Below are 25,141 nucleotides of genomic sequence, written 5' to 3'. Positions count from 1 at the left end.
GATTGGAAGCCGCTCACCCTCTGCATAACCTGTACACCCGGTATAGCGGGTGTACAGGTTAAACAAGGGGTGAGCGGTTCAGCGCCGGCCGTGCCGTACCCAGTTTCACCACAGAATCCGCACCCTCACTTGGGATCAGCACTCGGAATAGGGCCCCAAAGTCGGTGCCGATCCCGAGTGAGAGTGCGGATTCCGCTGCCCGCGTCGCGCGTTGGAGATCGCGCGCCCTTTGTGTAGCCCGCCTCGCATACCGGGTGTTCGGGTTACACAAAGAGTGAGCGACCGGGTCCTAGTTCGATGATCGGACTGTCATTGCCGGGAGACGCACTCTCACTCGGGATCAGCACTCGGAAAAGGGCCCTAAAGTCGGTGCCGATCCCGAGTGAGAGTGCGGATTCTGCTGCCCGCGTGGCGCGTTGGAGATCGCTCGCCCTTTGTGTAGCCCGCTTCGTAGACCGGGTGTTCGGGTTACACAAAGGGTGCGCGGCCGGGTTCTAGTTCGGTGATCGGGCTGTCATTGCCGGGAGACGCACTCTCACTCGGGATCTGCGCTCGGAATAGGGCCCTGGAGTCGGTGCGGATCCTGAGTTGGGGTGCGGATTCTGCTGTCGGGGTGGGCTATACGAAACTGTCCGCCGTCATGGTTTGACGGCGGACAGTTACGGTTGCTCAGCTGTTCCTGGGGTCAGCGCTGCGCGGGTGGTTGATGCGGCTGTTGTGGGTACTGCTGATGCGGTTGCTGTGGTGTGTGCGATTACTGTTGCGGTATGTGCGGCTGGCCCGGGTAGGGCTGCTGGCCGGGATGCTGCTGGGGCGAATACAGCTGCTGCGATGCGAGATTCGACTGCTGGCCGGGATACTGCTGCGGCGAATACAGCTGCTGCGATGCGGAATACGGTTGCTGGCCAGGATATTGCTCCGGTGAATACGGCTGCTGCGGTGCGCGATTCGACTGCTGGCCGGGATACTGCTGCGGTGAATACGGCTGCTGCGGTGCGGGATTCGACTGCTGGCCGGGATACTGCTGGGGCGAATACGGCTGCTGTGGTGCGGAATACGGCTGCTGGCCGGGATATTGTTGCTGGTCCGGGGGCTGCTGGCCGGGATATGGCTGCTGTGGGTATGGCGGTGGTGGGTTGTGTTGCTGTGGGAATTGGGTTTGCTGGTGTTGGTTTGCGTTCTTCTTGCGCGAGATCACGATGAGGACCACGATGCCGAGCAGGACTAGGCCCAAGCACACGAATCCGGCTATCCAGGAACCGCCGCTGCTCCCCCATGGCTACCGCGGCGCCGGGCTTCGCTGGTTTCCAGCCCGGCCGCCCAGATGCTCTGGTCGGACCAGACTTGCGGATCGAGCAGCCCGGTGGTCAACATTTCGGAATAGATCATCGATACTTCATCTTTCGCCCCGCTTCGGCTTCCTCCGAAGGCGGAACCGATGCTATCGCAGCCTGATTCGCGTTAATTCCCGGCGGTAACCGGTCGCTTCGGCGGTGCACAGCAACCCACGGCGCAGGGGGTGCCGTTGAGTGTGCAGCCGTAGCCGGGGACCTCGCCGAGATGGCGGGAGGCGGTGTCGTTCAGCTGCTCATCGATCAATTCGACGACCAGTTGGGCGAAGCGTGGGTCGGTGCCGGGGGTGGCGGCGCGGGCGAAGGCCATGCCGAGTTCGGCGGCTTTCTCTTTCGCCTCGTTGTCGAGGTCCCAGATCACCTCTAGGTGGTCGGAGACGAAACCGACGGGGCAGACGATTACGGCGTCGACATTCTTCGCCGAGAGGTTGTCGAGGTGATCGACGATGTCGGGGTCGAGCCACGGCACCTGCGGCGGGCCGGAGCGCGACTGCCAGACAACGTCATAATCGGTGAAACCCGTTGCGGCAGCAGATAATCGGGCGGCCTCGGCGACCTGGCGGCTGTACAGGTGACCGCCGTCGGCAGGCGGCCCGGCGGCCGTGTCGGCACTGACCGGAATGGAGTGCGCGGTGAAGACGAGCCGCGCACCAGCACGCCGATCGGCCGGAAGTTCTTCCCGCGCCGCACGAATGGCGTCGGCGAAGGCCTCGATCAGCAACGGATGGTCGAAGTACTGCCGCAACTTCACCAGATCCGGCGCGTCGTCGCCGAAAGCGGTTCGGGCCCTGGTGATGTCCTCGTGATACTGCAGGCAACCCGAGTAACCACCCCACGCGGACGTGGGGAACACCAGAGCGGAGCGAACACCGTCGGCGGCCATCCGCGCGACGGTGTCCTCCACCATCGGCGACCAGTTCCGATTACCGAAGTACACCGGGAGATCGATACCGGCCGTGGCCAATTCGGCCTCGACCGCAGCGATGATGTCCCGGTTCAACGCGTTGATCGGCGAGATGCCGCCGAAGTGCAGGTAGTGCTGCGCGACCTCTTCGAGGCGTTCGCGCGGCACCCCCCGGCCCCGAGTGACGTTCTCCAGGAACGGCATCACGTCCTCGGGGCGTTCCGGGCCGCCGAAGGACAGCAGCAGAAGTGCGTCGGCAGCCCGAACCACAATGCCCTCCTTGGAAGATCAGTTGATCGACATGCCTTCGGGGAACCAGGTGTTGTGGCTGGCTCCGCCGTCGACGTAGATGATCGACGCGGTGGTGCCGGGCAGCCAGTCCGACAGCAGCGCGACGATCGACTTGGCGACCACCGTCGGGTCGTCGACGTCCCAGCCGATCGGCGACGCGCCGTCCCAGTACTCGTTGAGCTGGTTGAGCTTGGCGGCGTCGTCGGTCGCGGTGCCCGCGATGGCCTTGGCGGCGAGGGTCTTGATCGGGCCGGCAGCGATGAGATTCGAGCGAATCTTCTTGGCGGCGCCCACCTCTCGCGCCACGTACCGGTTGACCGACTCGAGCGCGGCCTTCGCCACACCCATCCAGTTGTAGTACGGCATCGCGGTGCGCGGATCGAAGTCCATGCCGACGATCGAGCCGCGCTCGTTCATCACCGGCAGCACCGCGCGGGCCAGCGACGCGTAGCTCCACGCGGAGATCTCGAACGCCTTGGCCGCATCCGGGCCGGGCCCCTCCAGGAACGGACGCGCCTCCGGACCCATCAGGGTGCGCGGCGCGAACGCGATGGAGTGCAGCACGCCGTCGACGCCCTCGGGCGCCAGCTCGCGCACCTTGTCCGCCAGCTCACCGAGGTTTTCCTCGTTGGTGACGTCGAGCGGGATGGCCGGGGGGACCTCTTGCGGCAGCCGCTTGGCGATCCGGTCGATCAGCCGCAGCCGCTCCGGAATGCCGGTGATGATCACCTTCGCGCCCTGCTCCTGCGCGACGGCGGCCGCGTGGAACGCGATCGACGAGTCGGTGATGATGCCGGTGACCAGAATGGTCTTACCTTCGAGCAGTCCGCCCATAAGTTTTCGGTTCTCCTGGAGTCGAGTGTGGAATTGCTTGCGGCCGTCGAGGTTTCGGGGCCACAGGGGTCCGTCGGGTCAGTGGCCCATGCCCATGCCGCCGTCGACCGGGATGATCGCGCCGGACACGTAGCGGGAATCCTCAGAAGCCAGGAAGCTGACCACGGCCGCAACATCTTCCGGCGTGCCGAGGCGCTGCAGCGGAATGAACTTCTTGGCGGTGTCGCGCAGATCCTGCGGCAGGTCCGCGGTCATATCGGTTTCGATGAAGCCGGGCGCGACGACGTTCGCGGTGATCGAGCGCGAGCCGAGCTCACGGGTGATCGAGCGCGCCAGACCGATGACACCGGCCTTGGACGAGGCGTAGTTGATCTGGCCGGGGCCACCGCCGAGGCCGACCACCGAGCCGAGGAAGATCATCCGGCCCCAGCGCGCCCGCAGCATCGCCCGATTGGCCCGCTTGGCACAGCGAAAAGCACCGGTCAGATTCGCATCGATGACCTTGGTGAACTGCTCCTCGGTCATCCGCATCAGCAGCGTGTCATCGGTGATGCCCGCATTCGCGACAAGCACCTCGACCGGCCCCTGCTTCTCTTCGACCTCGGTGAACGCGGCATCGACCGAAGCGCTATCGGTCACATCGCATTTCACGCCGAGCATGCCGTCCGGCGCACCCGACCCACGATGCGTGACGGCCACCTTGTGACCGTCGGCGAGCAGCCGCTGCGCGACCGCGAGGCCGATGCCGCGATTACCGCCGGTGACGAGGACAGACCGGGATGTGTTGTTCGACATGACGGACAACCTATCTGGTGAGGTTCGGACGCCGCGCCTTGGCTCCACCCGTTGGTGGCTGCCACAGTCGCATGGCGTTTACGGCAGGCGTTGACGATAAAGCAATCCGGTGACGACGCCGGCGGCGACCAGCAGCATGCCGAGCAACAGCCAGGGCCTGCTCGCATCACCCCTGGTCATCTCGTACCCGATCTGCTGCTCAAGAGTGTCGTAGACGGCGGTCAGTTCCGCCAGGCTCGACGCCGTATAGAAATCACCGCCGGACAGCTTGGCGATCTCGCGCAACGAGTCGTTGTCGACGGGCACCTTGACCCGCTGCGAACCCTGTCCGTCCTGGTCAGGGATCTCCACCGACCCCCATTCGGTACCGAACGAGATCGTCGAGACCGGCACGCCCTTGTTCTTCGCGAGCCGTGCCGCGGTGAATCCGTGCCGCGGATTGTCGACGTCCTTGTCGTCCGGCACGGTCTGCTTACCGTCGGACATCAGCACGATGCGCGCGGGCGGCGGCGTCTCCGCACCGCCGAGCACGGAGGCGAGCGTGTCGATGGAATTGAGCGCGGTGAAGATGCCCTCACCGGTCGCAGTGCGCTCGGCCAGCTTGATGTTGTCGATAGCGGCCTTGACGGCTTCCCGGTTCGTGGTCGGCGAGACCATCACCGAGGCGGTGCCCGCGAAGGTCACGAAGCCGAGGTTGATGCCGGGGGTGAGCCCGTCGACGAACTCCTTGCCCGCCTTCTGCGCCACCTGCAGCCGGGTCGGCGGCACGTCGGTGGCCTCCATGGACAGCGAAACGTCCATCACCAGAATGACGGTCGCGCGGTTGCGCGGCACCTTCTTGACCGCGGTCGGCCCGGCGGCCGCGACGGTGAGGAAGACCAGGCCGACCAGCATCAGCGCGACGGGCACGTGCCGGAACTGGCTCGGCCGCGACGGCGCCACCTTCTCCAGCAGCTCCATGTTGCTGAACTGCAGCATGTGCTTGTGCCTGCTGCGCTGGACCAGGATGTAGCCGAGCGCGATCAGCGCGACGACGGCCAGGAAGCCGAGCCAGATCTGCGCGGTGAAATGCGAAATACTCACTGGCGAGGCACCCGCCCGCTAGGGGCGCCCAAGCTGTGGCGCCGGGTGGACACGAACCGGACCACGTCGGAGATCCAGTCCCGATCGGTCTGCAGGGTGAGCACCGGCGCGCCACAACTGCGCAACGCCTCTTCGACCTGATCCCGGTGCCGCTGCGCGGCGGCCGCGAAATCGGCGCGCAGCGTTGGCGTGACGCTGAATTCGCGGGTGCGCCCGGTCTCCGGGTCGTGCAGCACGACGTCGCCGACGTCGGGCAGCGACAGGTCGCGCGGGTCGAGCACCTCTACCGCGAGCAGGTCGTGCCGCGCGGAGATGGCGCGCAGCGAACGCTGCCAGTCGATGTCGCCGAGGAAGTCGCTGATGATCACCGCGAGGCCGCGCTTGCGTTGCGGGCGGCGCAGCGATTCGATGCCGCCGCGCAGATCGCCGCGCACGCCGTCGCGGGCGTGCGGGGTGGTCGCGATGCTACGCAGCAGCGACTGGGCGTGCACCCGACCGCTGCGCGCGGGCACCCGGACCAGTTCCTCGCCGGTCGCGACGACCGCGCCGATCCGGTTACCGCCACCGCTGGTGAGATGGGTGATGGCGGCCGCGGCGGCGATCGCCAGATCCCGCTTCTGGCACAGCGCGGTGCCGAAGTCGAGGCTCGCCGACAGGTCGACGACCATCCAGGCTTCCAGCTCGCGATCGGCGACGGTCTGCCGCACGTGCGGATGGGTGGTGCGGGCGGTGACCGACCAATCCATCTGCCGCACATCGTCGCCCGGCTGATAGGTGCGCGCCTCACCTGGCTCGGAACCCGGCCCCGGGATCAGGCCGAGGTGGTCGCCGTGCAGCACGCCGTCGAGCCTGCGGCGCACGGTGAGCTCGAGTGTTTTCAGCGCCGCGGCCAGCCGCGGGTCGGTCAGCTCGCCCGCGTGGAACGAGGGCGGTGCGTGTGACGACTTGCCCGCTGGGGGATGGTAGGGAGGCGGAGCCGACCGGGGGTGGGTAGACACGGGCGGAAGCGGTTCGCGCGCTGCGGTCACTTGTTCTGAACGTTGCCGGCGGGCTGGGACTGCTGCCCGTTCGGCTGCTGCGGCACCGGCTGCGGGACGCCCTGCTGCGGCTGCTGCGCGGGCTGCGGCACCGCACCCTGCGGTCCGTTCTGCTGCGAAATCTGCTGCGGCGCACCGGAATTGACGGGCGGCGCACCCGGCGCGACGGCCTGCGGCGCGACCTGCGGCATGCCGATGGTCTGCAGCACCCGCTTGATCACTTCCTCCGGGCTGATCTCGTCGGCCAGCGCGTCGTAGGACAGCACCAGGCGGTGCCGCAGCACGTCCGGGATCACCTCGACCACGTCCTGCGGCACCACGTAGTCGCGGCCGCGGATGAGCGCGACGGCGCGGGCCGCGGCGATGATGCCGAGGCTGGCGCGCGGCGAGGCACCGTAGGCGATCCAGCTGGCGACGTCCTGCATGCCGAAGTCGGCGGGCTTGCGGGTCGCCGCGATCACCCGGACCACGTAGTCGACCAGCGCGTGGTGCACGAAGACCGAGGCCGCGACCTGCTGCAGCCGGACCACGTCCTCGGGAGTCAGGATGCGTGTCGCTTCTGGCGGGGTGACACCCATCCGGTAGATGATCTCGCGCTCCTCCTCGACCGACGGGTAGTCGACGACGACCTTGAACAGGAAGCGGTCGCGCTGCGCCTCGGGCAGCGGGTACACGCCCTCGCTCTCGATCGGGTTCTGCGTCGCCATCACCAGGAACGGGTTCGGCATCGGGTAGGTCTTGCCGCCGATCGACACGTGCCGCTCGGCCATCACCTCGAGCAACGCCGACTGCACCTTCGCGGGCGCGCGGTTGATCTCGTCGGCGAGCACGAAGTTCGCGACGACCGGGCCGAGCTCGGTGTCGAATTCCTCGCGGCCCTGCCGGTAGATACGGGTACCGATGAGGTCGGTGGGCACCAGGTCCGGGGTGAACTGCACCCGGGAGAACGAGCCGCCGATCACCTTGGCGAAGGTCTCCACGGCCAGCGTCTTCGCGATGCCGGGCACGCCTTCGAGCAGGACGTGACCACGCGCGAGCACGCCGACGAGCAGCCGTTCGACCAGTCGATCCTGGCCGACGATTACCCGCTTGACCTCGTAGATCGCCTTCTCCAGGGTCTGGACGTCACGCTCCAGGGTGCTGGGCGTGGACGCTGGCGCATCTTTCGCCAAATTCGCCCCGCTCACACCGTCTGTCGAAGTCACCAACATCCCCGCTTTCGCCTTGGTCCTGTGCGTGCTGCCACAACTATTCCAGGTAATGGCCGTATGTGCCGCAACCGGACCCGACATGAAGGGAATTCAAAGCTTTCAGTGTCCGGTTCGGGCAATCCGCGGCTCTTGCTATCAGTACTCGCAATCGCCGTATGTCGCGAACTCTGACACGACGAAGAACCGTCAGCTGACGATCCGCACCGCGTACGGCATGATGCCACCCTCGCGCACCGACGTCACCCGGACCACTTCACCCGACTCCGGCGCCTCGATCATCTGCCCGTTGCCCAGGTACAACGCGACGTGCTCGCTGGCGTTCGAACCCCAGAACAGCATGTCGCCGCGGGCGCGCTGGTCCACCGGCACGCGAGTACCGGCGTTGTACTGGTATCCGCTGTAGTGCGGCAGCGAAACCCCGATCCCGGCAAAGGCATAGATCATCAGGCCGGAGCAGTCGAAGCCGATCTTGTTGAAATCGCCGTAGCTGTCGGCGACGCCGCCGTCCCGGATGCCATACGTCGGACCGTCCTCGTCGCCGCCACCCCAGGCGTAGATGACACCCAATTGGGACATGGCGCGATCGACCACCGTCTCGACCGCCGCGGAGCCGCCGATGGACGGCAGGCTCGGACGCGGCGTGCTGCGGCGCGGTGGCGAGTTCTCCAATTGCGTGTGCGGGCGCTTGCCTTGGCCGAGTTGTCCGGCCCGGCTCTGCGCGTTCTGATCGGCGTTGGCGCGGGCCGCGGCGGCCGCGGCGGCGGCACGCACGGCGGCCTCTTCGGCCTTGCGCTGCTGTTCCCAGTTCAGATAGACGTCGCGCTGGCCTTGCAGTCCGGCCACGTTCTGTCGCGCGAAGTCCAAGCGGCCCTGCGCATCCTGGCGTTGGCGTTGCAGGTTGTCGCGCTGCACCGTCTGCTGGTCCAGCGCGGCCTTGGCGGCGGTGACCGCATGCTCGGCGTCGACCTTCGCCTGTTCGGCGGCCGCGGCGGCCGCGTCGGCGTCCGACTTCGCTTGGCGCGCACTGGAATTCTTGTTGCCCTGGTCGATCTGGGCGCGACGTAGGCTGTCCAGGACCTGCTGCTGGTTCTTCGAGACCAGCGATAGGAGCTGGGCCTGGTCGAGGGCGGCGGCCGGGGTGGCCGCGGCCAGGTAGACGACCATCGACTCGGCGGCGGGCCGGGTGTAGGCCTGGGCGGCGAACTGGTCGAAGTTGCGTCGCGCGGCGCCGACTTTGGTTCCGGCGTCGGCCAATTCGCGCTGGGTGTCGGCCACCACGGCGGCGGCCGCGTCGGCGGCGTCGCGCGCGTTCTGCAGGTCGACCAGGGCCTTGTTCACTTCTTCGCGCTTGCGGGCGACCTCGCTGTCGAGCTGCTGCAACTGCTGGTCGACCGCCGCGACCTGATTGATCAGCCCGCCCACCTCGGTCACACTGGCGTCGACTTGCGCTCCGGCGTCGGCGATCTGGCCGTCACTCGGGTTCGGCGGGGCGGGCGGCACGGCGGCGGCGGGTCCGGCCAGCACGACGACGACCGTCACCAGCAACCCCAGAGCGATCCCCAGCGGACGCCGATAGGCGGCCTCGCCGTTGTTGCGCATCGCACCTCCCAAGGACCCGACTCCAGCAACGCCCCATGAGCACCAACCGCACCTCGACGCTCAATGGTGGGCAGATAACCCCTGACAACACTTCTTCCCCATCGGTAACTACACGACCGTACGACACTTCAGTCACCAAAGGAACTCCAGCAACAGAATGACAGGCGCGTAATTTTGCCGTTGCCTGAGATTAGCCGTATGCGGCAAAGGTTTCCGAGCGGTATTACATACCGGTCGTCAGGGAAAGTAGCTGTCTAGAAACCAGCTATGCGGTAGAGGCCCGATCGTCCTCGGTGCCGGAAACGGCGACCGGCGTGGCGGGTTCGGCACGCCGACGCGACTTCACGAAGTAGAGCCCGACCACGACGGCAGCGGTGCCCGCGAGCAACACACTGGCGATCGCGGTCCACGAGACAGCCTCCGGCTGCTCCAGCTTGTCCACGAAATGCTGTGCCGCCTCGGCGGAGTGCCCGCCGTTGAACTTCGCCTTGTCCTCGGCCCACTCGAGCCGGACCCGGGAGATGGTGTCGCTGTAGGTGCCCGCCCAGTCGTCGCTCAGCACCAGGACGGTGCCCTGCGCGTCCTTGCCGATCGTGGTGGCCAGGTCACGCAGGCTTTCGTGGCCCGGTGCGCCTGGCACGACCACGATGTTGAGCGGGATGCCGTGCGCTCTCGCGTCCGCGGCGACCGCCGCCAACTCCGTCTGATCCTTGCCGTCCAGCGTGGCGACGTGATTGTCGGCCAGGTCGGCGTTGATGGTGGTGACGGTGTCCTCGGTGACGTTCGGCGGCAGTTCGGCGGCCATGGGCGTGAAAACCGAGGTGTGCGAGACGGTCATCTTCCATCCGGTCTGTCGAGCCGCATCGGCATCCGAAGCGACGTGCATCCAACACTGCGGGGTGAGCTCATTGCCACCCGGCTGGCTCCGAAAGCACAGTACGCGACGGAGAGTCGAGGCACGCGCAGACGGCACGCGACGCGCCCCTGTGCGGCCACACACCAGCCCTGGCGCCGATTAGCCGAACGGGGGTCGATGCGCTCACAGGACAAGCGTACTGTTAGGCTCGTAGCGCGAGGAACCGGCGCAACTAGAGCCGGAGCAACCTGCAAAGACTCGGTCGCCGGCACAGCCCCGCCGACGGCCAACCCTCACAGACGAGTGGAGCTGACGTGACGACAAGTATCGATACTTTCGGCGCCAAGGGCACCCTCGAGGTCGGAAGCAACTCCTACGAGATCTTCCGCCTCTCCGCCGTGCCCGGCACCAAGAAACTCCCCTACGCACTCAAGGTCCTCGCGGAGAACCTGCTCCGCACCGAGGACGGCGCGAACATCACCGCCGATCACATTCGCGCCATTGCGGATTGGGATCCCTCGGCCGAGCCGAGCATCGAGATCCAGTTCACCCCGGCCCGCGTGATCATGCAGGACTTCACCGGCGTGCCCTGCATCGTCGACCTCGCCACCATGCGTGAGGCCGTCAAGACCCTCGGCGGCGACCCGGACAAGGTCAACCCGCTGGCACCCGCCGAGATGGTCATCGACCACTCGGTGATCATCGACGTGTTCGGCCGCGCCGACGCGCTGGAGCGCAACGTCGACATCGAGTATTCCCGCAACCGTGAGCGCTACCAGTTCCTGCGCTGGGGCCAGGGCGCGTTCGACGACTTCAAGGTCGTCCCCCCGGGCACCGGCATCGTGCACCAGGTCAACATCGAGCACCTGGCCCGCACCGTCATGGTCCGCAACGGCCAGGCCTACCCGGACACCTGCGTCGGCACCGACTCGCACACCACGATGGTCAACGGCCTCGGTGTATTGGGTTGGGGCGTCGGCGGTATCGAGGCCGAGGCGGCCATGCTGGGCCAGCCCGTCTCGATGCTGATCCCGCGCGTCGTCGGCTTCAAGCTGACCGGTGAGATCAAGCCGGGCGTCACCGCCACCGACGTGGTGCTCACCGTCACCGACATGCTGCGCAAGCACGGCGTGGTCGGCAAGTTCGTCGAGTTCTACGGCAAGGGCGTCGCCGAGGTGCCGCTCGCGAACCGCGCGACCCTGGGCAACATGAGCCCCGAATTCGGTTCCACCGCAGCGATCTTCCCGATCGACGACGTCACCATCGACTACCTGCGCCTGACCGGCCGCGACGACGACCAGCTCGCGCTGGTCGAGGCGTACGCCAAGGAACAGGGCATGTGGCACGACGCCGAGCACGAGCCGGTGTACTCGGAGTACATGGAGCTCGACCTCGGCGACGTGGTGCCGTCCATCGCGGGCCCGAAGCGCCCGCAGGACCGAATCCTGTTGTCGGAGTCCAAGACCGCGTTCCGCAAGGACATCCACAACTACACCAACGACGCGGAGAGCGGCCCGGCCGCCGTCACCCCGCACACGCACCTGGACGAGGCCATCGAGGAGTCCTTCCCGGCCAGCGATCCGGCCGTGCTGTCCTTCGCCGATGACGACGCGGTGCTGATCCCGTCCGCCGCGAACGGTGCCGTCGGCCGCCCGAGCAAGCCGGTCAAGGTCTCCTCGGAGGAGTACGGCGACTTCGTGCTCGACCACGGCGCCGTGGTGGTCGCGTCGATCACCTCGTGCACCAACACCTCCAACCCGTCGGTCATGCTCGGCGCCGCGCTGCTCGCGCGCAACGCCGTGGAGAAGGGCCTGACCTCCAAGCCGTGGGTCAAGACCTCGATGGCGCCGGGTTCGCAGGTCGTCAACGACTACTACAACAAGTCGGGCCTGTGGCCCTACCTGGAGAAGCTCGGCTTCTTCCTGGTCGGCTACGGCTGCGCCACCTGCATCGGCAACACCGGCCCGCTGCCGGACGCGGTGTCCAAGGCGATCAACGACAACGACCTCTCGGTCACCGCGGTGCTCTCCGGCAACCGCAACTTCGAAGGCCGCATCTCCCCCGACGTGAAGATGAACTACCTGGCCTCGCCGCCGCTGGTCATCGCCTACGCGCTCGCCGGAACGATGGACTTCGACTTCGAGACCGACGCGCTCGGCCAGGACGCCGACGGCAACGACGTCTTCCTGAAGGACATCTGGCCGTCCTCGAAGGAGATCGAGGCGACCATCGGCTCCGCGATCAGCCAGGACATGTTCATCAAGTCCTACGCCGACGTGTTCAAGGGTGACGAGCGCTGGCGCGGGCTGGCGACCCCCGAAGGCAAGATCTTCGACTGGGACGCCGACTCCACCTATGTGCGCAAGCCTCCGTACTTCGACGGCATGCCGCAGGATCCGGAACCGGTCACCGACATCTCCGGCGCGCGTGTGCTCGCCCTGCTCGGCGATTCGGTCACCACCGACCACATCTCCCCCGCGGGCAACATCAAGGCCGGTACGCCGGCCGCGCAGTACCTCGAGGGGCACGGCGTCGAGCGCAAGGACTACAACTCCTACGGTTCGCGACGCGGTAACCACGAGGTGATGATCCGCGGCACCTTCGCCAACATCCGGCTGCGCAACCAGCTGCTCGACGACGTCTCGGGCGGTTACACCCGCGACTTCACCCAGGACGGCGGCCCGCAGGCCTTCATCTACGACGCCTCGCAGAACTACCAGGCCGCGGGCATCCCGCTGGTCGTGCTGGGCGGCAAGGAGTACGGCTCGGGTTCCTCGCGTGACTGGGCCGCCAAGGGCACCTCGCTGCTGGGCGTGAAGGCCGTCATCACCGAGTCGTTCGAGCGCATCCACCGCTCGAATCTCATTGGTATGGGCGTCATTCCGCTGCAGTTCCCGGCCGGCGAGTCGGCCGCGTCGCTGAAGCTGGACGGCACCGAGACCTTCGACATCGAGGGCATCACCAAGCTGAACGAGGGCACGACGCCGAAGACCCTGAAGGTCACCGCCACCAAGGAGAACGGTGACAAGGTCACCTTCGACGCCGTGGTCCGGATCGACACCCCCGGTGAGGCCGATTACTACCGCAACGGCGGCATCCTGCAGTACGTGCTGCGCAACATGATTCGCGGCTGATCACACACACGCCGTTGGTCGAGGGTCCGCGCACCGCGGTTTCGCGGTGCGCGGACTGCTCACACCTCTTGGAGGAGCACGCCCGCTATGCCCAAAGTCAGTGAAGATCACCTCGCCGCCCGGCGCAGCCAGATTCTCGACGGGGCGCGGCGCTGCTTTGCCGAATACGGGTACGAGGGCGCCACGGTGCGCCGCCTAGAGGAGGAGATCGGGCTGTCGCGCGGTGCGATCTTCCACCACTTCCGGGACAAGGACGCGCTGTTCCTCGCGCTCGCGCAGGAGGATGCCGAGCGGATGGCCGATGTCGCGGCCAACCAGGGCATCGTCGGGGTGATGCGGGACATGCTCGCGCATCCCGAGCAGTTCAATTGGCTGGGCACGCGGTTGGAGATCGCGCGGCGGTTGCGCACCGATCCTGAGTTCCGTGCGGGGTGGACTCAGCGGTCGGCGGAGTTGACTGCCGCGACGTTGGCCCGGTTGGAGCGGCGCAAGGCGGCGGGGGCGTTGCGTGACGACGTGCCTACCGATGTGTTGCTCGGGTATCTCGACCTGGTGCTCGACGGGCTCATCGCGCGCATCGCGTCGGGGCATACGAATGAAAACCTCACCGCGGTACTGGATCTCGTGGAGGCCTCGGTGCGCCGCCGCGACTGAGCTCGTCGGCGGACACCTCTCCTCGCGCCTACCCGGATCACGCAGCCGCACCACTTCTGATCTCCCGCACCGAGAATCGCATGCGATTTTCGGTGCGGGAGATCAAGAGGCGTGCGGGGATTCAGCAGGGGCGGGTGTACGGCACCGACGGGAGCAGGCTGCGCCACTCTTGTTCGTCGAGCATGGCGGACGAGGAGGAGCACAGCTTCGCGGCGACCGCGGCCGGGTCGGTGTACCAGAGGGTGGAGAGTTGGTCGCCGACGCCGAGCAGGCGTGACTCGTCGGTGGGGTCGAAACGCAGAAACCAGGTCCAGCCGATTTTGGCCTCGATCGGGTCGCCGTGCGCGCCGAGGTGGGACGGGTCGGCGACGTCCCACAACCGAGCCGTTTCGTCCGCACCGCCGGAAGCGAGGTGATGGCCGGACTCGTCCAGCGCGAGCGTTCGGATGGCGGCCGTGTGCGCGCGCACCGCGTCCAGTTCGCGGACCTTCGCCGGATCGGTGACGTCCCATGAACGGAGCATGCCGCTGTCGTCGCCGCTGAACAGCGTGGTGCCATCCCGGGCGAAGAGCAGGGCGCGGGCTTTCGCGCCGTGCAGGTCGAGGGACACCGGCGCCGATTTGGCCGGATCGGTGATGTCCCACAGGTAGATTCGCGCGTCGTCATCGGCGGCCGCGACCACTGGACGGCCGGGAGCGAAGGCGGCCAGTTCGAGTTCTCGGTCGTTTCCGGTCGGCAGTGGACCGCCCAGCGGGCGCGGGGTAGCCGGGTCGGCCACGTCCCACAGTTGCAACGACCGATGACCTACTCCGGTGACCAGCCGATCGCCCTTGGGGGCGAAGGCAAGCGGCCCGGTGCCGGGTGCCGCGCCGAGCGGCACCGGCCTGGCCCGGTCGGTGAGATCCCACAGCCGGACTTCCTCGGCGCCGGTAGTGGCCAGCAGGGTGCCGTCGGGGCGCAGAGCCACCTCGGTACCGTGCCGGTCGGGCGGGCCGGCCCGCACCTCGCTGACCATCGCGCTGATGAGTGGGACGGAGATGTTCCACACGGTGACCTGTCCGTCGCGGAATCCGCCGACCAGGGTTTTTCCCAGCTGGTCGAAGCCGAGCGAGGTCAGCGAGCTGGCGAACACGATGGGCAGTCGTGCGCCCGCCTGACTCCAGGTGCGGAGCTTTCCGTCGGCGCCCGCGCTGATCGCCGTGGTGTTGGTGACGATCACCAGCGACTGCATCGAATCGGCGTTGACCAGTTCGAGAACCACCGGTGTCACGCGGTCGAGGCGGCTGGTGTTCCATTCGCGGGCGGTGCCACCCGCGTCGGTGACCACAAGCGCGCGGCCGTTGAGCCAATATTGCAGGCCCGAAATCGGTACGGGGCGTGTCTGTTTCCGGTCGACCAGCTGCGGCCGATCTCGATCGCGGGCGTCCCAGAACAGCAGTTGGCCGTCGGCGGTGCCCGCGGTGAGGCGGCCGAGCGCGCCGAAGGCGAGAGCCTGGACGGCGCCGCCGCTGTCGAGCGGAACACCGACCGGGCGCGGCTGCTGGCTGTCGTCGACGGACCACAGGCGCACGGTGTGATCGTCGCCCGCGGTGGCGAGCACCGGCGCATCCGGGGCGAGGGCCATCGTCTTGATGGCGGTGGGGTGCGCGCCGAGGACTGCGCCGAGTCGCCGAATGGCTTGCGGCGCGGCGATATCGAGGAAGGTGAGGGTGCCGTCGACGCCGCCGACCGCCAGTGTCCTGGCATCGGGGAGAAACGCGACGGTGGTGAGCGCGGTGCCGTTGTCGAAGGTGCCCGCCAGGGTCGAGCGACCCGGATCGCGGATGTCCCACAGTCGCAGCGTGCCACCGGAATCGAGGCTGGCCAGCGTGGTGCCGTCCTGGTTGAACTCGACCGATTCGACGGCACCGCGATGCCCACCCAGGGGTGGTCCGACCTGCGTCAGCGCGCTGGGATTCGAGACGTCCCACAGCTTTACCAGACCATCGTCGCCCGCGCTGGCCACCAGCCGATGGCTCGGGCTGAACGCCAGTCGGCGAATCGGGCCATCGTGGGCCGCCGCGGTGACGAGTTGTATCGGCTGCACCTGGGCGGCCAGCACGCGGGCCCTGGCGGCGGGATCGGCCGGGTTCAACCGGTAGGCCGCCAGCGCGAGTTGCGTGGACAGCACCGGGTCCGCGTTCTCTACCCGTTCGGATTGATCGACGAGTTGGCTGAGCACCGTGTCCTTGTGTTCCTGGGCGACGGTCGCGCGCTGGCCCACCACCACGACCGAAAGCACCAGTGCCGCAACGGTGAGCACGGCGACCGCGGACAGGAAGACCCGCCATCGGATGGTGCGCGTCCGGTGCCGATCCTGCGACGCGGAGACGAATTCCCGGGCAAGCCGGTTCGACGACTCCGTGCGCCGCATCCAACCGGTTGCGTTCTCCAGCCGAGTCTTGGTGTACAGCAGCGATATCGGCCGTTCCATCCGAGCCCACTCGCGGGCGTCGGCCTCGATGCGCTGCCGATCGGCGGCGAATTCCCGTTCCTCGGACAACCATTCGGCCAGGCGGGGCCAGCCGGTGAGCAGCAGCTCATGGACCAGTTCGATATCGTCGTTGTGCTGCACCAAGATTCGCCCATAGGTGAGCTTCGCGATCGCGGCGCGGGCGACCGCGGGATCCGCCGACTCCTCGATCAGCAGTTCGACGGACATCCGGTTGCGCACCACGGTGGTCGGCTCGGTGATCGTCAACGCGACGAGTACCTGCCGCGCGGTCACCCGCTCACGATCGGTGAGCTGGGACCACACCGACTCGCAGCCGATCGCGCAGGCACCACTCAGGCCACCCGCTGCGCGATAGCCCTCGACGGTCAGCGCGCGGCCGTGCCGATTCGCCCAGGTCATGGCCAGCGCCAGCGACAACAGCGGGAGCCGGACCTCGCTGTTCGCCTGAATGGCGCCCAGATCCTGCAGCACCACCTCGACCAGGCTGTCCTCCACCCGCAGGCCGGTGGCCTCGGCGGGCCGGACGATCACCTCGCGCAGCTCCGGCAGGGTCATCGGGTCGAGCAGCATCGAGTGCTGCCGCAGCGGTTCCTCCGTCCACGAGTACCGCAGGAACGCGTGCAGCAGTTCGTGCAGATAGGCGATGTCGAACGCGGCGACGACGGTGGTCGGCGGCTCGGCGGCAGGATCGGCGAGGGCGGTCAGCTGACGCAGGAACTGTTGCCGCAGTGCGTCATCCGTGCACAGCGTGAACAGCTCCTCGCCCTGATCGATCAGCAGCAGCCGGTGGCCCGACGGCTGGTCCGCGAGCGCGGCGTCCAACGCGGCCACCGGGTCGTGGCCGGGGGTCATGCCGATCGGCGTGCGCGGTCCCGGCGCGGCCTGCAACCCGGCGGCGAGCAGCGACGACTTGCCGATGCCGGACGGACCGAGCAGCAGTGCCGCGGCCGGCCGCTCGCTCGACTCGACCACCGAAATCAGTTCGAGCAGACGATGTTTCGCGTCACTGCGGCCGAAGTACAGATCGCTGTCCTCGACCCGGTACGGCTGGAGACCGCGGTACGGTGCGCGATCGGCATCGATGACCGGCAGCTCGACCTTGGCCGCCTCCCAGTCCTGGTGCCAGCGCTCCAGATCGAGCAGGGTGGGGTCGATCCGCGGGTTTTCCGGGGTCCGCCGGCGCGCGTCCGCGATCAGCACCTCCAGCACCGGCCGGACCGAGTCGAACGCCGCCGGCGTGCGCTGGCCACGCCGCCAGTCGCTGATCCGCTGGAAGGTGATCTTACTGGTGCCCGGCGCGAGACGGGCATTGGCGGCTCGGACCACGGACTTCAACGGCGGCCCGCCTGCCGCGGCGAAGAGGTCGCTGAGCCGGTCGGCGAACAGGCGGCGGCCTTCGGCCCGACTCGGGGTGGCGACGTTTTTCGGCGCTACCACGTTCGCGACGGCGAGGACTCGGGACATACCAGCGAGCAGAACAATCGCATGTTCACCACCAACGTGTCGGGTGTCCAGGAATTGTGGCGCTGAGCTGACGAAATGCGTTCCTGCGATCATCCATCGGGTGATCGGTATTCGGCACCGACGCTGGGCAGGAAATGCGGTTCCAGCGGCGAGCTGAGCATACCAGTCGGTATGTTAAAGGCCGACCCGCATCGTGTCGGGTGACGCGCACCGTGCGGCACGGTGCGCGTCACCACGCTCGGCTACGACTGCACCAGGAGAACGGCGTACTGCACCGCCGGGATGAGGCCCAGTGCCATCGCCAGCGTCATCCCGACGCCGATCGCGACCCGCCGGTGCCGCGACCACCAGCCGACTCGGGACACGTCCCGGGAATCGGCTTCGGTGTCATCGGCGTTCTGCGCGTAGTAGCCGAAACCGATTGGCGCGGAACTGATATCGAGCAGCTGCTCGGCTCCGGCATCCAGGATGGGCTTCATCGCGGACTCCTATGTTTCGTCGTAATCCATTGCGAGCGAATGGCTCCGGTCTGCTGACAGCTCAGACAGTCACCAGTTCGCGGTGATCCGCGCCCAGTTCCTCCATCACGCCGTTATCGATCTGCGGCACAGTGGAACTCGTGTACGCCGTGCCATAGGCCCGCGGTCCGCCCTGCGGGACAGGCTCGAGGTACTGCCGAGGAGCAGGTTCGGCATACTGCTGCGGCGCGGGCTCAACGAGATACGGCTGGGGTGCCGGCTCGAGATACGGCTGCGGCGCGGGCTGCGCGTACGGCTGCGGCGCAGGCTCAACCAAATAGGGCTGCGGCGCAGGTTGGGCATAAGGCTGCGGCGCGGGCTGGGCATAAGGCTGCGGCGCAGGCTCAACGAGATACGGCTGCGGCGCGGGCTGCGCATACGGCTGCGGCGCAGGCTCAACCAGATACGGCTGCGGCGCGGGCTGCGCATACGGCTGCGGCGCAGGCTCAACGAGATACGGCTGCGGCGCGGGCTGGGCATACGGCTGCGGCGCAGGCTCAACCAGATACGGCTGCGGCGCGGGCGCCGAATACGGCCGGGGCTCCACCCGAGGCTCAACGTACGGCCTCGGCTGAACCTGCGGAGCGGGCTCACTGTACGGACCGGGCTGCGTACGCGGACCGGTCTCACCATTGGGCGCAGGAGCGGTGCGCGGGCCGGTCTCGCCATTGGGCGCGGGTGCCGTACGCGGGCCCGTCTCACCATTAGGCGAAGGAGCCGTGCGCGGGCCGGTCTCGCCATTGGGCGAAGGTGCCGTGCGCGGGCCAACCTCACCATTAGGCGCAGGTGCGGTACGCGGGCCAGCCTCACTGTTGGGCGAAGGAGCCGTGCGCGGACCAGTCTCAGCGAACGGCGAAGGCGCTGTGCGCGGCGAAGATTCGCCGAACGGCGTCTGCGACGGAGACGGAACCGGACCTGTCTCGCTGTACGGCGAAGGCGACGGCGCACCGAACGGCGACGGCGCGGTGCGCGGGGCACCCTCACCGAACGGCGACGGGCTCGGCGCGTTCTGACCGAACGGCGAAGGCGCGGTACGCGGGGCCTCACCGAACGGCGACGGCACCGGACCCGCCTCGCCGAAGGGCGACGGCGCGGGGGCACCGAACGGCGACGGCACGCTGCGCGGGACCTCGGGTGCGAGTCCGCCCAGCAACGACCCGATCAGCTCCTCGAAGAGCGCGGCGCCTTCCATCTCCTCCAGCAACGGAATCGTCAGGAACAGCATCGACAACATCCCGAGCGTCAGCAGCACCACGAACGCGGCAGGCACGCCGAATTCGAGCAGCGGAACGCCGATCACCGTCACCAGCACCATGCCGGCGGCGGCCGTCGCGGCCGCGGCCGCACCCGCCATCAGCGTCCCGATCAGCACCGTGCCGATCGCACCGGCGATCATGCCGCCGACGACGAGTAGTGCGGCACCGCCGCCTGCCACCAGTCCGGCCAGCGCGCCGAGCGCGAAGACGCCGAAGCCGAGCACCTCCGGCAGCGCGAACAGTGCGCCACCGAACAGCACCGCCGCACCCAGCGCAAGTACCCCGAGCACCTCCGGCGCCACGAGCAACGCGCCACCGAAAAGCACAGCGGCACCAAGCCCGAGCACACCGAGCACCTCCGGCGCCGCGAGCAACGCACCACCGAAAAGCACAGCGGCACCAAGCCCGAGCACACCGAGCACTTCCGGCGCGGCCAACAGCGCGCCACCGACCAGTACGGCCGCACCCAGCGCGAGCGCGCCGAGCACCGGTACCCCGATGGCGATCTCGAACGGCAATGCCAGCACTTCCAAGCCGGCGAGCACGGCGCCGATCCCGAGGACCGCGGGAATCGCGATCGGCGCGAGCAGGACTGCGCCGATCGCCAGCGCGCCGACGATCTCCGGCGCCGCCAGCACTGCGAGCGCCGCGGCGGCGCCGAGCGCCAAGGTGCCGAGGAGCAGCCCTCCGCCGACCACGCCGGCGATCATCGGCAGTTCGAGGGTCGCGTTGTGGATGCCGAGCAGACCGCCGTCGTTGCGCATGCCGCGGGCATCGGTCAGCATCGGCGCCAGGCCGGCACCGAGCGCCGCGGCCGGATCGGCGATGAGCTGCCGCAGGCCGGTGGCCAAGCCCTGCAACGGGTCCCCGCCGCCCGTGGCCTGGCCGAGCATCGGATTCAGCAAGTCACGCAAGCCCTCGGCGGGGTCGGGTCCACTGTTCGGGAAACCGAAGAACGTGCGTGCCTGGTCGGCCACGTTCTCCAGCGGAGCGCCGAGCAGATCGCGGCGGATGCCCGCCTGCTCGATCGCCTCGTTGGCGAATACGAGCAGATCCCGGACCGGCTGCCCGAGCGGTCCGGTCGGCACCGCCGCACCGACCAACCCGGTGAGTTGCGGCAGATCGATGGTGCCGACGACCTGTTCGGCGGCCGACGCCAGATCGGGCATCGGCGCGGAACCGGCCGGGCCCGAGGCCGCCGCGTCGTCGACGGTCAGACTTCCCGGCAGTGACGAGTGCGCGGGCTCCGGCGTGGTCGAGGTGTGGATCATCTCGCCCGTGCCGTCGGCCTGCGGAACCACCGGCTCGGTACCGAGCGCGGTCAGCGCCTGGCCGAGCACGTTCTGCACGACCGGGCTCCAGGTCGCCACGAGGTCATCGAGTTCGGGCACTCCGGTCGGGGGTGGCACCGAAGCACCGAACTCGGTCACGACCCGGCGGATTTCCGGCAGCGCGACGGCGAAGGCCGAGTTCACGCCCGCGGCGATCTGGCTCGGGTCGGCGGGTGGTTGCGGCGGCGCGGGTGCTTCGGCGGCCGCTTGACCGGTGGACAACAGGACGGTGGCCAGCGAGGCGACCGCGGCCGCCGCGTACCGGCCCTTGCGATCGGCTACCTTGCGGTGCCGCGCGCCGGGCGTGGTTACCCGGCGACGTTTGTGTGTTGCAAACATACGAGGACCTTTCGATCGAGGTGGTGCAGCGAGTACGCGGCCGGATCGGACCGGGTCGGCAGTGCTCGCGCCGAGCTCTGCGCATAGGGACGAATTCGTCGCTCGGACCGGTCCGGGGCATCGGTCGCGCATACCGTCCGTGACCACACACCGCGGATTCCGGCGGTGGTGGCGATGCGGACGCGGATTGCGCCGCTGGCGTCGCGAGAGCACAGATACACGCGTTGTTCGACATCTGCGCCCCGCGGGAACGGTGCGCGCGACCCGGGCGGACAGGCCGCGGAACACCCGCTCGGCGGCGGGTCGTGCACCGGTCGCACGGCGGACGGCGAGCGCATGACGACCGACGCACGTGCGGTAGCTAATTTTCCGCATCTCTCGTAACTGGTCATGCTTCCAGGTTTGAGATGCGACATGCGCCCGTCAATGGACAAAAAGGTCTCACTGGACATCCGACCAGCTAGACAGGTAGATCGCACCTTTCCGCCGCGGAACGCGTTTACGGGATACTGACGGCCGCCGCTCTTGACATACAACTTTCAACCACGTCGAAAAGTCGAAAGATGCGCAACAGCGACCTTCTAGCTATCTTTCCGTTGCCGCCTGATCGACAGGACGGAGCGGCCCGGAGCGTGCTCGGTTCGCCGTTCGGTGGCTTCGGAACCCGACTCAGAATGTGTCGTTGATGTACTCGGCCGCGTCGGTCGTCCACAGATGATCGGTGCCGGGCATGTTGTGACCGGAGTACAAGACGTGCTGCCCGTCCGGCCATGGGGTGAGGTAGCCGACGATCCCGCGGACGGCCGCGGCATATCGATCGAGATTCGCGATCGGGTCGTGCATCAGCCACTCGAGCAACTCGGCGAAGATCAGCGGACCGAGGTTGCCGATCCGGGCGCCCTCCAGGAACGAGAACGGCGAGATGCCGACATCGATGAACCGGAGCGGCGAATCGGCGGGCGCGGCGGTGATGATGTCGCCGGGATTGGCGTACTCACGAACGGCGACCGCGGCCGGCCAGGCCCCGCGCTGACCGTGCAGGCCGAAGGTCGACGGCGGGCACAGATTCCCTACCGACTCCCCCGCCTTGCGCAACGGGTTGGCGATGTTCACCGCGAACGCGATCTCCAGCGGCGTCCCGTCGGTGTTCTTGTACTTGCCCGAGCGCACGCCCTCCAGGATGTGGCTCGCGCAGATGCCGCCGAGCGAAAAGGTCAGCAGCCCACAGACATTCGGTGAGTCCTGGATCGCCTTGACGCCGGCTGCGGTACCGAGCCGCACCGAGGTGTCCAGCGACGCGCCCCAGACATCCGGGTCCGGCCCGACCGAGGCGGGCCAATCCGGCTCGAAGAACGAGAATCGTTCGGTATCGAGCAGTTTCGTGACGTCGTGCAGCATTCCCGCCGGCGTCCCGTTCGAGTTCCGCGGCTCGCCGGTTCCGCGGAGGGTGATGATGTCGATCATCGTTGATCTCCTAGCGCACCACACCGAGGTTTTCGGTGCAGAACCCCACGGTAAGCCCGCCGACCGGCCGATGCGCGCGTAACGAGCTACTCGATTCGGTCACCGGACCGACCACCCCGAACGGACCCGCCGCGACCCCGAACGGAGTCGCGGCGGACCGAACTCGCTACGTCCAGGAGAGATAGCGAGGGCCTATGCGCCCGGCCGTTTGCCGTGATTGGCCTTGTTCTTGCGGCGGGCGCGTTTCTTGTTCGCGCGCTTGGACACTGACATGCCTACTTTCGTTGTTCGGTCAGGGACTACTCGGCGTGCACGGGCCGGCGACTCCACCCCGCCAACCGCGCGCGAGCACGCGAATTGCGCACCAGCGCAGCCGGTTTCGCCTGCTCGATGCCGTCGTAGTAGCCGCCGTTGACCACCGGCGTCGACGAAGCACTCAGCAACGCGAGCAGGTCAGCGGCGCCGTCTACCGGTGCGGCCGCGTGACTGCGCAGCTGCGGCATGTCGAGCTCGAAATCGGCCGGGCACACGCTGATCGCGGTCAGCCCGGCCGGACCGGTCTCGGCGAGCGTGCGGGTGAACATCGTCAGCGCCAGTTTGGACTGGGCGTACACCGACATCGGGGTATAGATGCCGCGGTTGCGGTCCAGGTCGGAGTAGTCGATGTTGCCGCCGACGTGCAGTCGCGAGGTCGCAGTGACGACCCGGCCGTGGGCCGCCGCGAGCGCGGGCGCCAGGGCGAGGGTCAGTCGTCGCGGCGCGAGATAGTTGAATTGCATGGTCAGCTCGTTGCCGTCCTCGGTGTGCGAACGCCGCGGCAAGCCCGGCATCGCCGCGGCATTGATCAGCGCGTCGAGCGCGGGCACCGTCGCGGCCAGCATCCCGGCCAGTTCGTCCACCTCGGCCAGCTTGGTGAAATCGGCGTGCACCATGCGCAGCCGCTGTGCCTGCGCGCCGTCGGCGAGCAATCGTTCCAGTGCGTCGTCGGCGAGTTCCTTGTCCTGCGCGTGCAGGACGACGGTGGCACCGTCGATGACCAACCGCTTCGCCGTCGCATACCCGAGGCGTTCATCGACGCCGGTCACCAGCACAATCCGGCCGTCGGACGAGAATTCGGACATAGCTCTCCCATCGAGGAGCGCGCGCCTCGGCCTCAACGGTCCCGAAAGACGCACGCGGAGAATGGATCCACGATCACACGTCGCGGATAATGAACGCGCACACCGGCACACCGGTCAGGTGCGCGAAAAGAAAGCCGCACAAGGCCATTCGGCCCCGCGGTAATTGGGTCAGACCGAACCGGGACTAGGCGGTTCGTCCTCACTCCCGAAGCCGACCAGCTCCAGGGCGGACGGAAGGTCCTGCCCGAGCCACACGCCACCCCCGGGCAACCCGCGCAGCGCGCGACGAAGGCCGAAAGTTGCGGTCATACCGCGATACAACCGTGCCCGCCGATCCCAGGCAAGGATTCCACGCCCGCTTTGACGAATCCCTGACGCACCCCCTCCACCCACCGATCTCACAGAGCGTCCACACCCCTCACAGCAGCTATAACCCATGTGAGGGGTATCGACGCTCTGTGCAACTGCTCGCCGCCGTTCGGCCTGCAGCCGCACCACTCCCTGATTTGCCGCACCGGAATTCGCGTGCGATTCCAGGCGATTCCAGGTGCCGGAGTGCGGCTGACATGTCGCCGGAGTGCGGCTGACATGTTGCCGGACGGGTCGCAGCGGGACGGCGTCGGATGAGGCCGCTGTTGGTGACAGACGCACTCACACTCGGGATCTGCACCGTCTTTAGTGGCCCGTACTCGGTGCGGATCCCAAGAGCGAGTGCGGATCTCGGCGTAGCGGGGTTGGGGGGGCGTTGTCTACGGAGGCGGGGTGGCTATTCCCCCGACTCCAGGCTGCCCAGCAGTACGCGGGCGATGCGGTCGAGTTCGCTGCGGTCTGTCGCGGAAAGCACTGCGAGCATGCGGGTTTCGTTGTTGGCGTGGGCGGTGACGACTCGGTCGATGAGCTTGCGGCCGTCCTCGGTCAGTGCGACGCGCACGGCGCGGCGGTCGCCCGGGTCGGCGATTCGCCGGACCAGCCCGGCCGACTCCAGGCGATCGAGCCTGCCGGTCATGCCCGCGCGCGACAGCATCAGCGTGTCGGCGAGCACGGACGGGTTGAGTTCGTACGGTTCGCCCGAACGGCGCAGGGCCGCAAGCACATCGAACTCACCGCGCTGCAGTCCGTGCGCCGTGAAGACCTCCTCGACGACCCGCTGGCCGATGATGAGCAGGCGGGCGAGGCGGCCGAGGATCGACATGGCCTCCAGTTCGAGATCGGGTCGTTCGCGCCGCCACTGACCGATGATCACGTCGACGGGATCGTCGCCCGCCGCGCCGCCGGTCGACGGTCGCGGCGTCGTGGGGGTGCCCGGCGAGTCACCCATGTGCTTGCGAAATCAGTCGCGTCTCGGCCATAGACAGGATTCTATTCGCTGATATATAGTTCGGTAGCAAATTATCAACCAACGAA

At 67.7% G+C, this 25,141-nt stretch carries 20 protein-coding genes; 2 read left to right on the top strand and 18 right to left on the bottom strand.

All coding sequences use genetic code 11. The features are described 5' to 3' along the window. Positions 1-754 precede the first annotated feature (754 nt). The 10 genes from ACFWF1_RS43305 to ACFWF1_RS43260 all read right to left on the bottom strand — a co-directional run bounded on the left by ACFWF1_RS43305 (position 755) and on the right by ACFWF1_RS43260 (position 9,944). Positions 755-1,234, bottom strand: a complete 480-nt coding sequence (locus ACFWF1_RS43305) for a hypothetical protein (protein ID WP_379289161.1) — start codon at positions 1,232-1,234, stop codon at positions 755-757. Between the two features lie 14 nt (positions 1,235-1,248). Beyond that, positions 1,249-1,389: a hypothetical protein gene (locus tag ACFWF1_RS43300; protein ID WP_379289159.1), complete on the bottom strand. Its 141-nt coding sequence runs from the start codon at positions 1,387-1,389 to the stop codon at positions 1,249-1,251. 72 nt (positions 1,390-1,461) lie between these two features. Further along, positions 1,462-2,526 carry a ferrochelatase gene (locus tag ACFWF1_RS43295; protein WP_379289157.1) on the bottom strand — a complete coding sequence of 355 codons (1,065 nt, stop codon included), beginning with the start codon at positions 2,524-2,526 and terminating at the stop codon, positions 1,462-1,464. Between the two features lie 18 nt (positions 2,527-2,544). Continuing rightward, on the bottom strand, positions 2,545-3,381 hold the full coding sequence (gene inhA, locus ACFWF1_RS43290) for an NADH-dependent enoyl-ACP reductase InhA (RefSeq protein WP_379289155.1): 837 nt from the start codon (positions 3,379-3,381) through the stop codon (positions 2,545-2,547). A 78-nt stretch (positions 3,382-3,459) separates the two neighbouring features. Next, positions 3,460-4,176 (bottom strand): 3-oxoacyl-ACP reductase FabG1, encoded by a 717-nt coding sequence (gene fabG1, locus ACFWF1_RS43285; protein ID WP_379289153.1) that lies wholly within the window; start codon positions 4,174-4,176, stop codon positions 3,460-3,462. 78 nt (positions 4,177-4,254) lie between these two features. Next, positions 4,255-5,259, bottom strand: a complete 1,005-nt coding sequence (locus ACFWF1_RS43280; protein WP_379289151.1) for a VWA domain-containing protein — start codon at positions 5,257-5,259, stop codon at positions 4,255-4,257. Next, complete coding sequence (locus tag ACFWF1_RS43275; RefSeq protein ID WP_379289149.1) at positions 5,256-6,257, bottom strand: DUF58 domain-containing protein; 1,002 nt, start codon at positions 6,255-6,257, stop codon at positions 5,256-5,258. The genes ACFWF1_RS43280 and ACFWF1_RS43275 overlap by 4 nt, the downstream gene beginning before the upstream one ends. A gap of 26 nt (positions 6,258-6,283) precedes the next feature. Continuing rightward, on the bottom strand, positions 6,284-7,507 hold the full coding sequence (locus tag ACFWF1_RS43270) for an AAA family ATPase (protein WP_379289147.1): 1,224 nt from the start codon (positions 7,505-7,507) through the stop codon (positions 6,284-6,286). A gap of 186 nt (positions 7,508-7,693) precedes the next feature. After that, complete coding sequence (locus ACFWF1_RS43265) at positions 7,694-9,106, bottom strand: NlpC/P60 family protein (RefSeq protein ID WP_379289145.1); 1,413 nt, start codon at positions 9,104-9,106, stop codon at positions 7,694-7,696. 265 nt (positions 9,107-9,371) lie between these two features. After that, a complete protein-coding gene (locus ACFWF1_RS43260; RefSeq protein WP_379289143.1) occupies positions 9,372-9,944 on the bottom strand; it encodes a DUF6676 family protein in 573 nt (190 codons plus the stop codon). Positions 9,945-10,276: 332 nt separating this feature from the next. Here ACFWF1_RS43260 and ACFWF1_RS43255 point away from each other — a divergent pair, with 332 nt between their 5' ends. Both ACFWF1_RS43255 and ACFWF1_RS43250 read left to right on the top strand, forming a co-directional pair. Further along, positions 10,277-13,096 (top strand): aconitate hydratase, encoded by a 2,820-nt coding sequence (locus tag ACFWF1_RS43255; RefSeq protein ID WP_379289141.1) that lies wholly within the window; start codon positions 10,277-10,279, stop codon positions 13,094-13,096. An 87-nt stretch (positions 13,097-13,183) separates the two neighbouring features. Next, entirely contained in the window at positions 13,184-13,750 is a 567-nt protein-coding gene (locus ACFWF1_RS43250) for a helix-turn-helix domain-containing protein (protein WP_357392088.1), read from the top strand. 121 nt (positions 13,751-13,871) lie between these two features. Here the strand turns inward: ACFWF1_RS43250 and ACFWF1_RS43245 are convergent, their stop codons facing one another. From ACFWF1_RS43245 to ACFWF1_RS43210, 8 genes are all read right to left on the bottom strand, one after another. Further along, positions 13,872-17,708 (bottom strand): WD40 repeat domain-containing protein, encoded by a 3,837-nt coding sequence (locus ACFWF1_RS43245; RefSeq protein WP_379289139.1) that lies wholly within the window; start codon positions 17,706-17,708, stop codon positions 13,872-13,874. A gap of 242 nt (positions 17,709-17,950) precedes the next feature. Continuing rightward, positions 17,951-18,187 carry a hypothetical protein gene (locus ACFWF1_RS43240; protein ID WP_379289137.1) on the bottom strand — a complete coding sequence of 79 codons (237 nt, stop codon included), beginning with the start codon at positions 18,185-18,187 and terminating at the stop codon, positions 17,951-17,953. 61 nt (positions 18,188-18,248) lie between these two features. After that, positions 18,249-21,152: a hypothetical protein gene (locus ACFWF1_RS43235; protein ID WP_379289135.1), complete on the bottom strand. Its 2,904-nt coding sequence runs from the start codon at positions 21,150-21,152 to the stop codon at positions 18,249-18,251. 669 nt (positions 21,153-21,821) lie between these two features. After that, positions 21,822-22,616, bottom strand: a complete 795-nt coding sequence (locus tag ACFWF1_RS43230) for a hypothetical protein (protein WP_379289134.1) — start codon at positions 22,614-22,616, stop codon at positions 21,822-21,824. Positions 22,617-22,808: 192 nt separating this feature from the next. After that, complete coding sequence (locus ACFWF1_RS43225; protein WP_379289280.1) at positions 22,809-22,889, bottom strand: 50S ribosomal protein bL37; 81 nt, start codon at positions 22,887-22,889, stop codon at positions 22,809-22,811. 26 nt (positions 22,890-22,915) lie between these two features. Further along, positions 22,916-23,737 (bottom strand): SDR family NAD(P)-dependent oxidoreductase, encoded by an 822-nt coding sequence (locus ACFWF1_RS43220; protein ID WP_379289132.1) that lies wholly within the window; start codon positions 23,735-23,737, stop codon positions 22,916-22,918. 168 nt (positions 23,738-23,905) lie between these two features. Next, positions 23,906-24,046, bottom strand: coding sequence for a hypothetical protein (locus ACFWF1_RS43215; RefSeq protein ID WP_379289130.1), 141 nt, complete (start codon positions 24,044-24,046; stop codon positions 23,906-23,908). Positions 24,047-24,503: 457 nt separating this feature from the next. Further along, on the bottom strand, positions 24,504-25,055 hold the full coding sequence (locus tag ACFWF1_RS43210) for a MarR family winged helix-turn-helix transcriptional regulator (protein WP_379289129.1): 552 nt from the start codon (positions 25,053-25,055) through the stop codon (positions 24,504-24,506). Positions 25,056-25,141 lie beyond the last annotated feature (86 nt).

The organism is Nocardia sp. NPDC060255 (assembly GCF_042727395.1).
Taxonomy (GTDB): Bacteria; Actinomycetota; Actinomycetes; order Mycobacteriales; family Mycobacteriaceae; genus Nocardia.
This window is presented reverse-complemented; position numbering and strand designations above follow the sequence as displayed.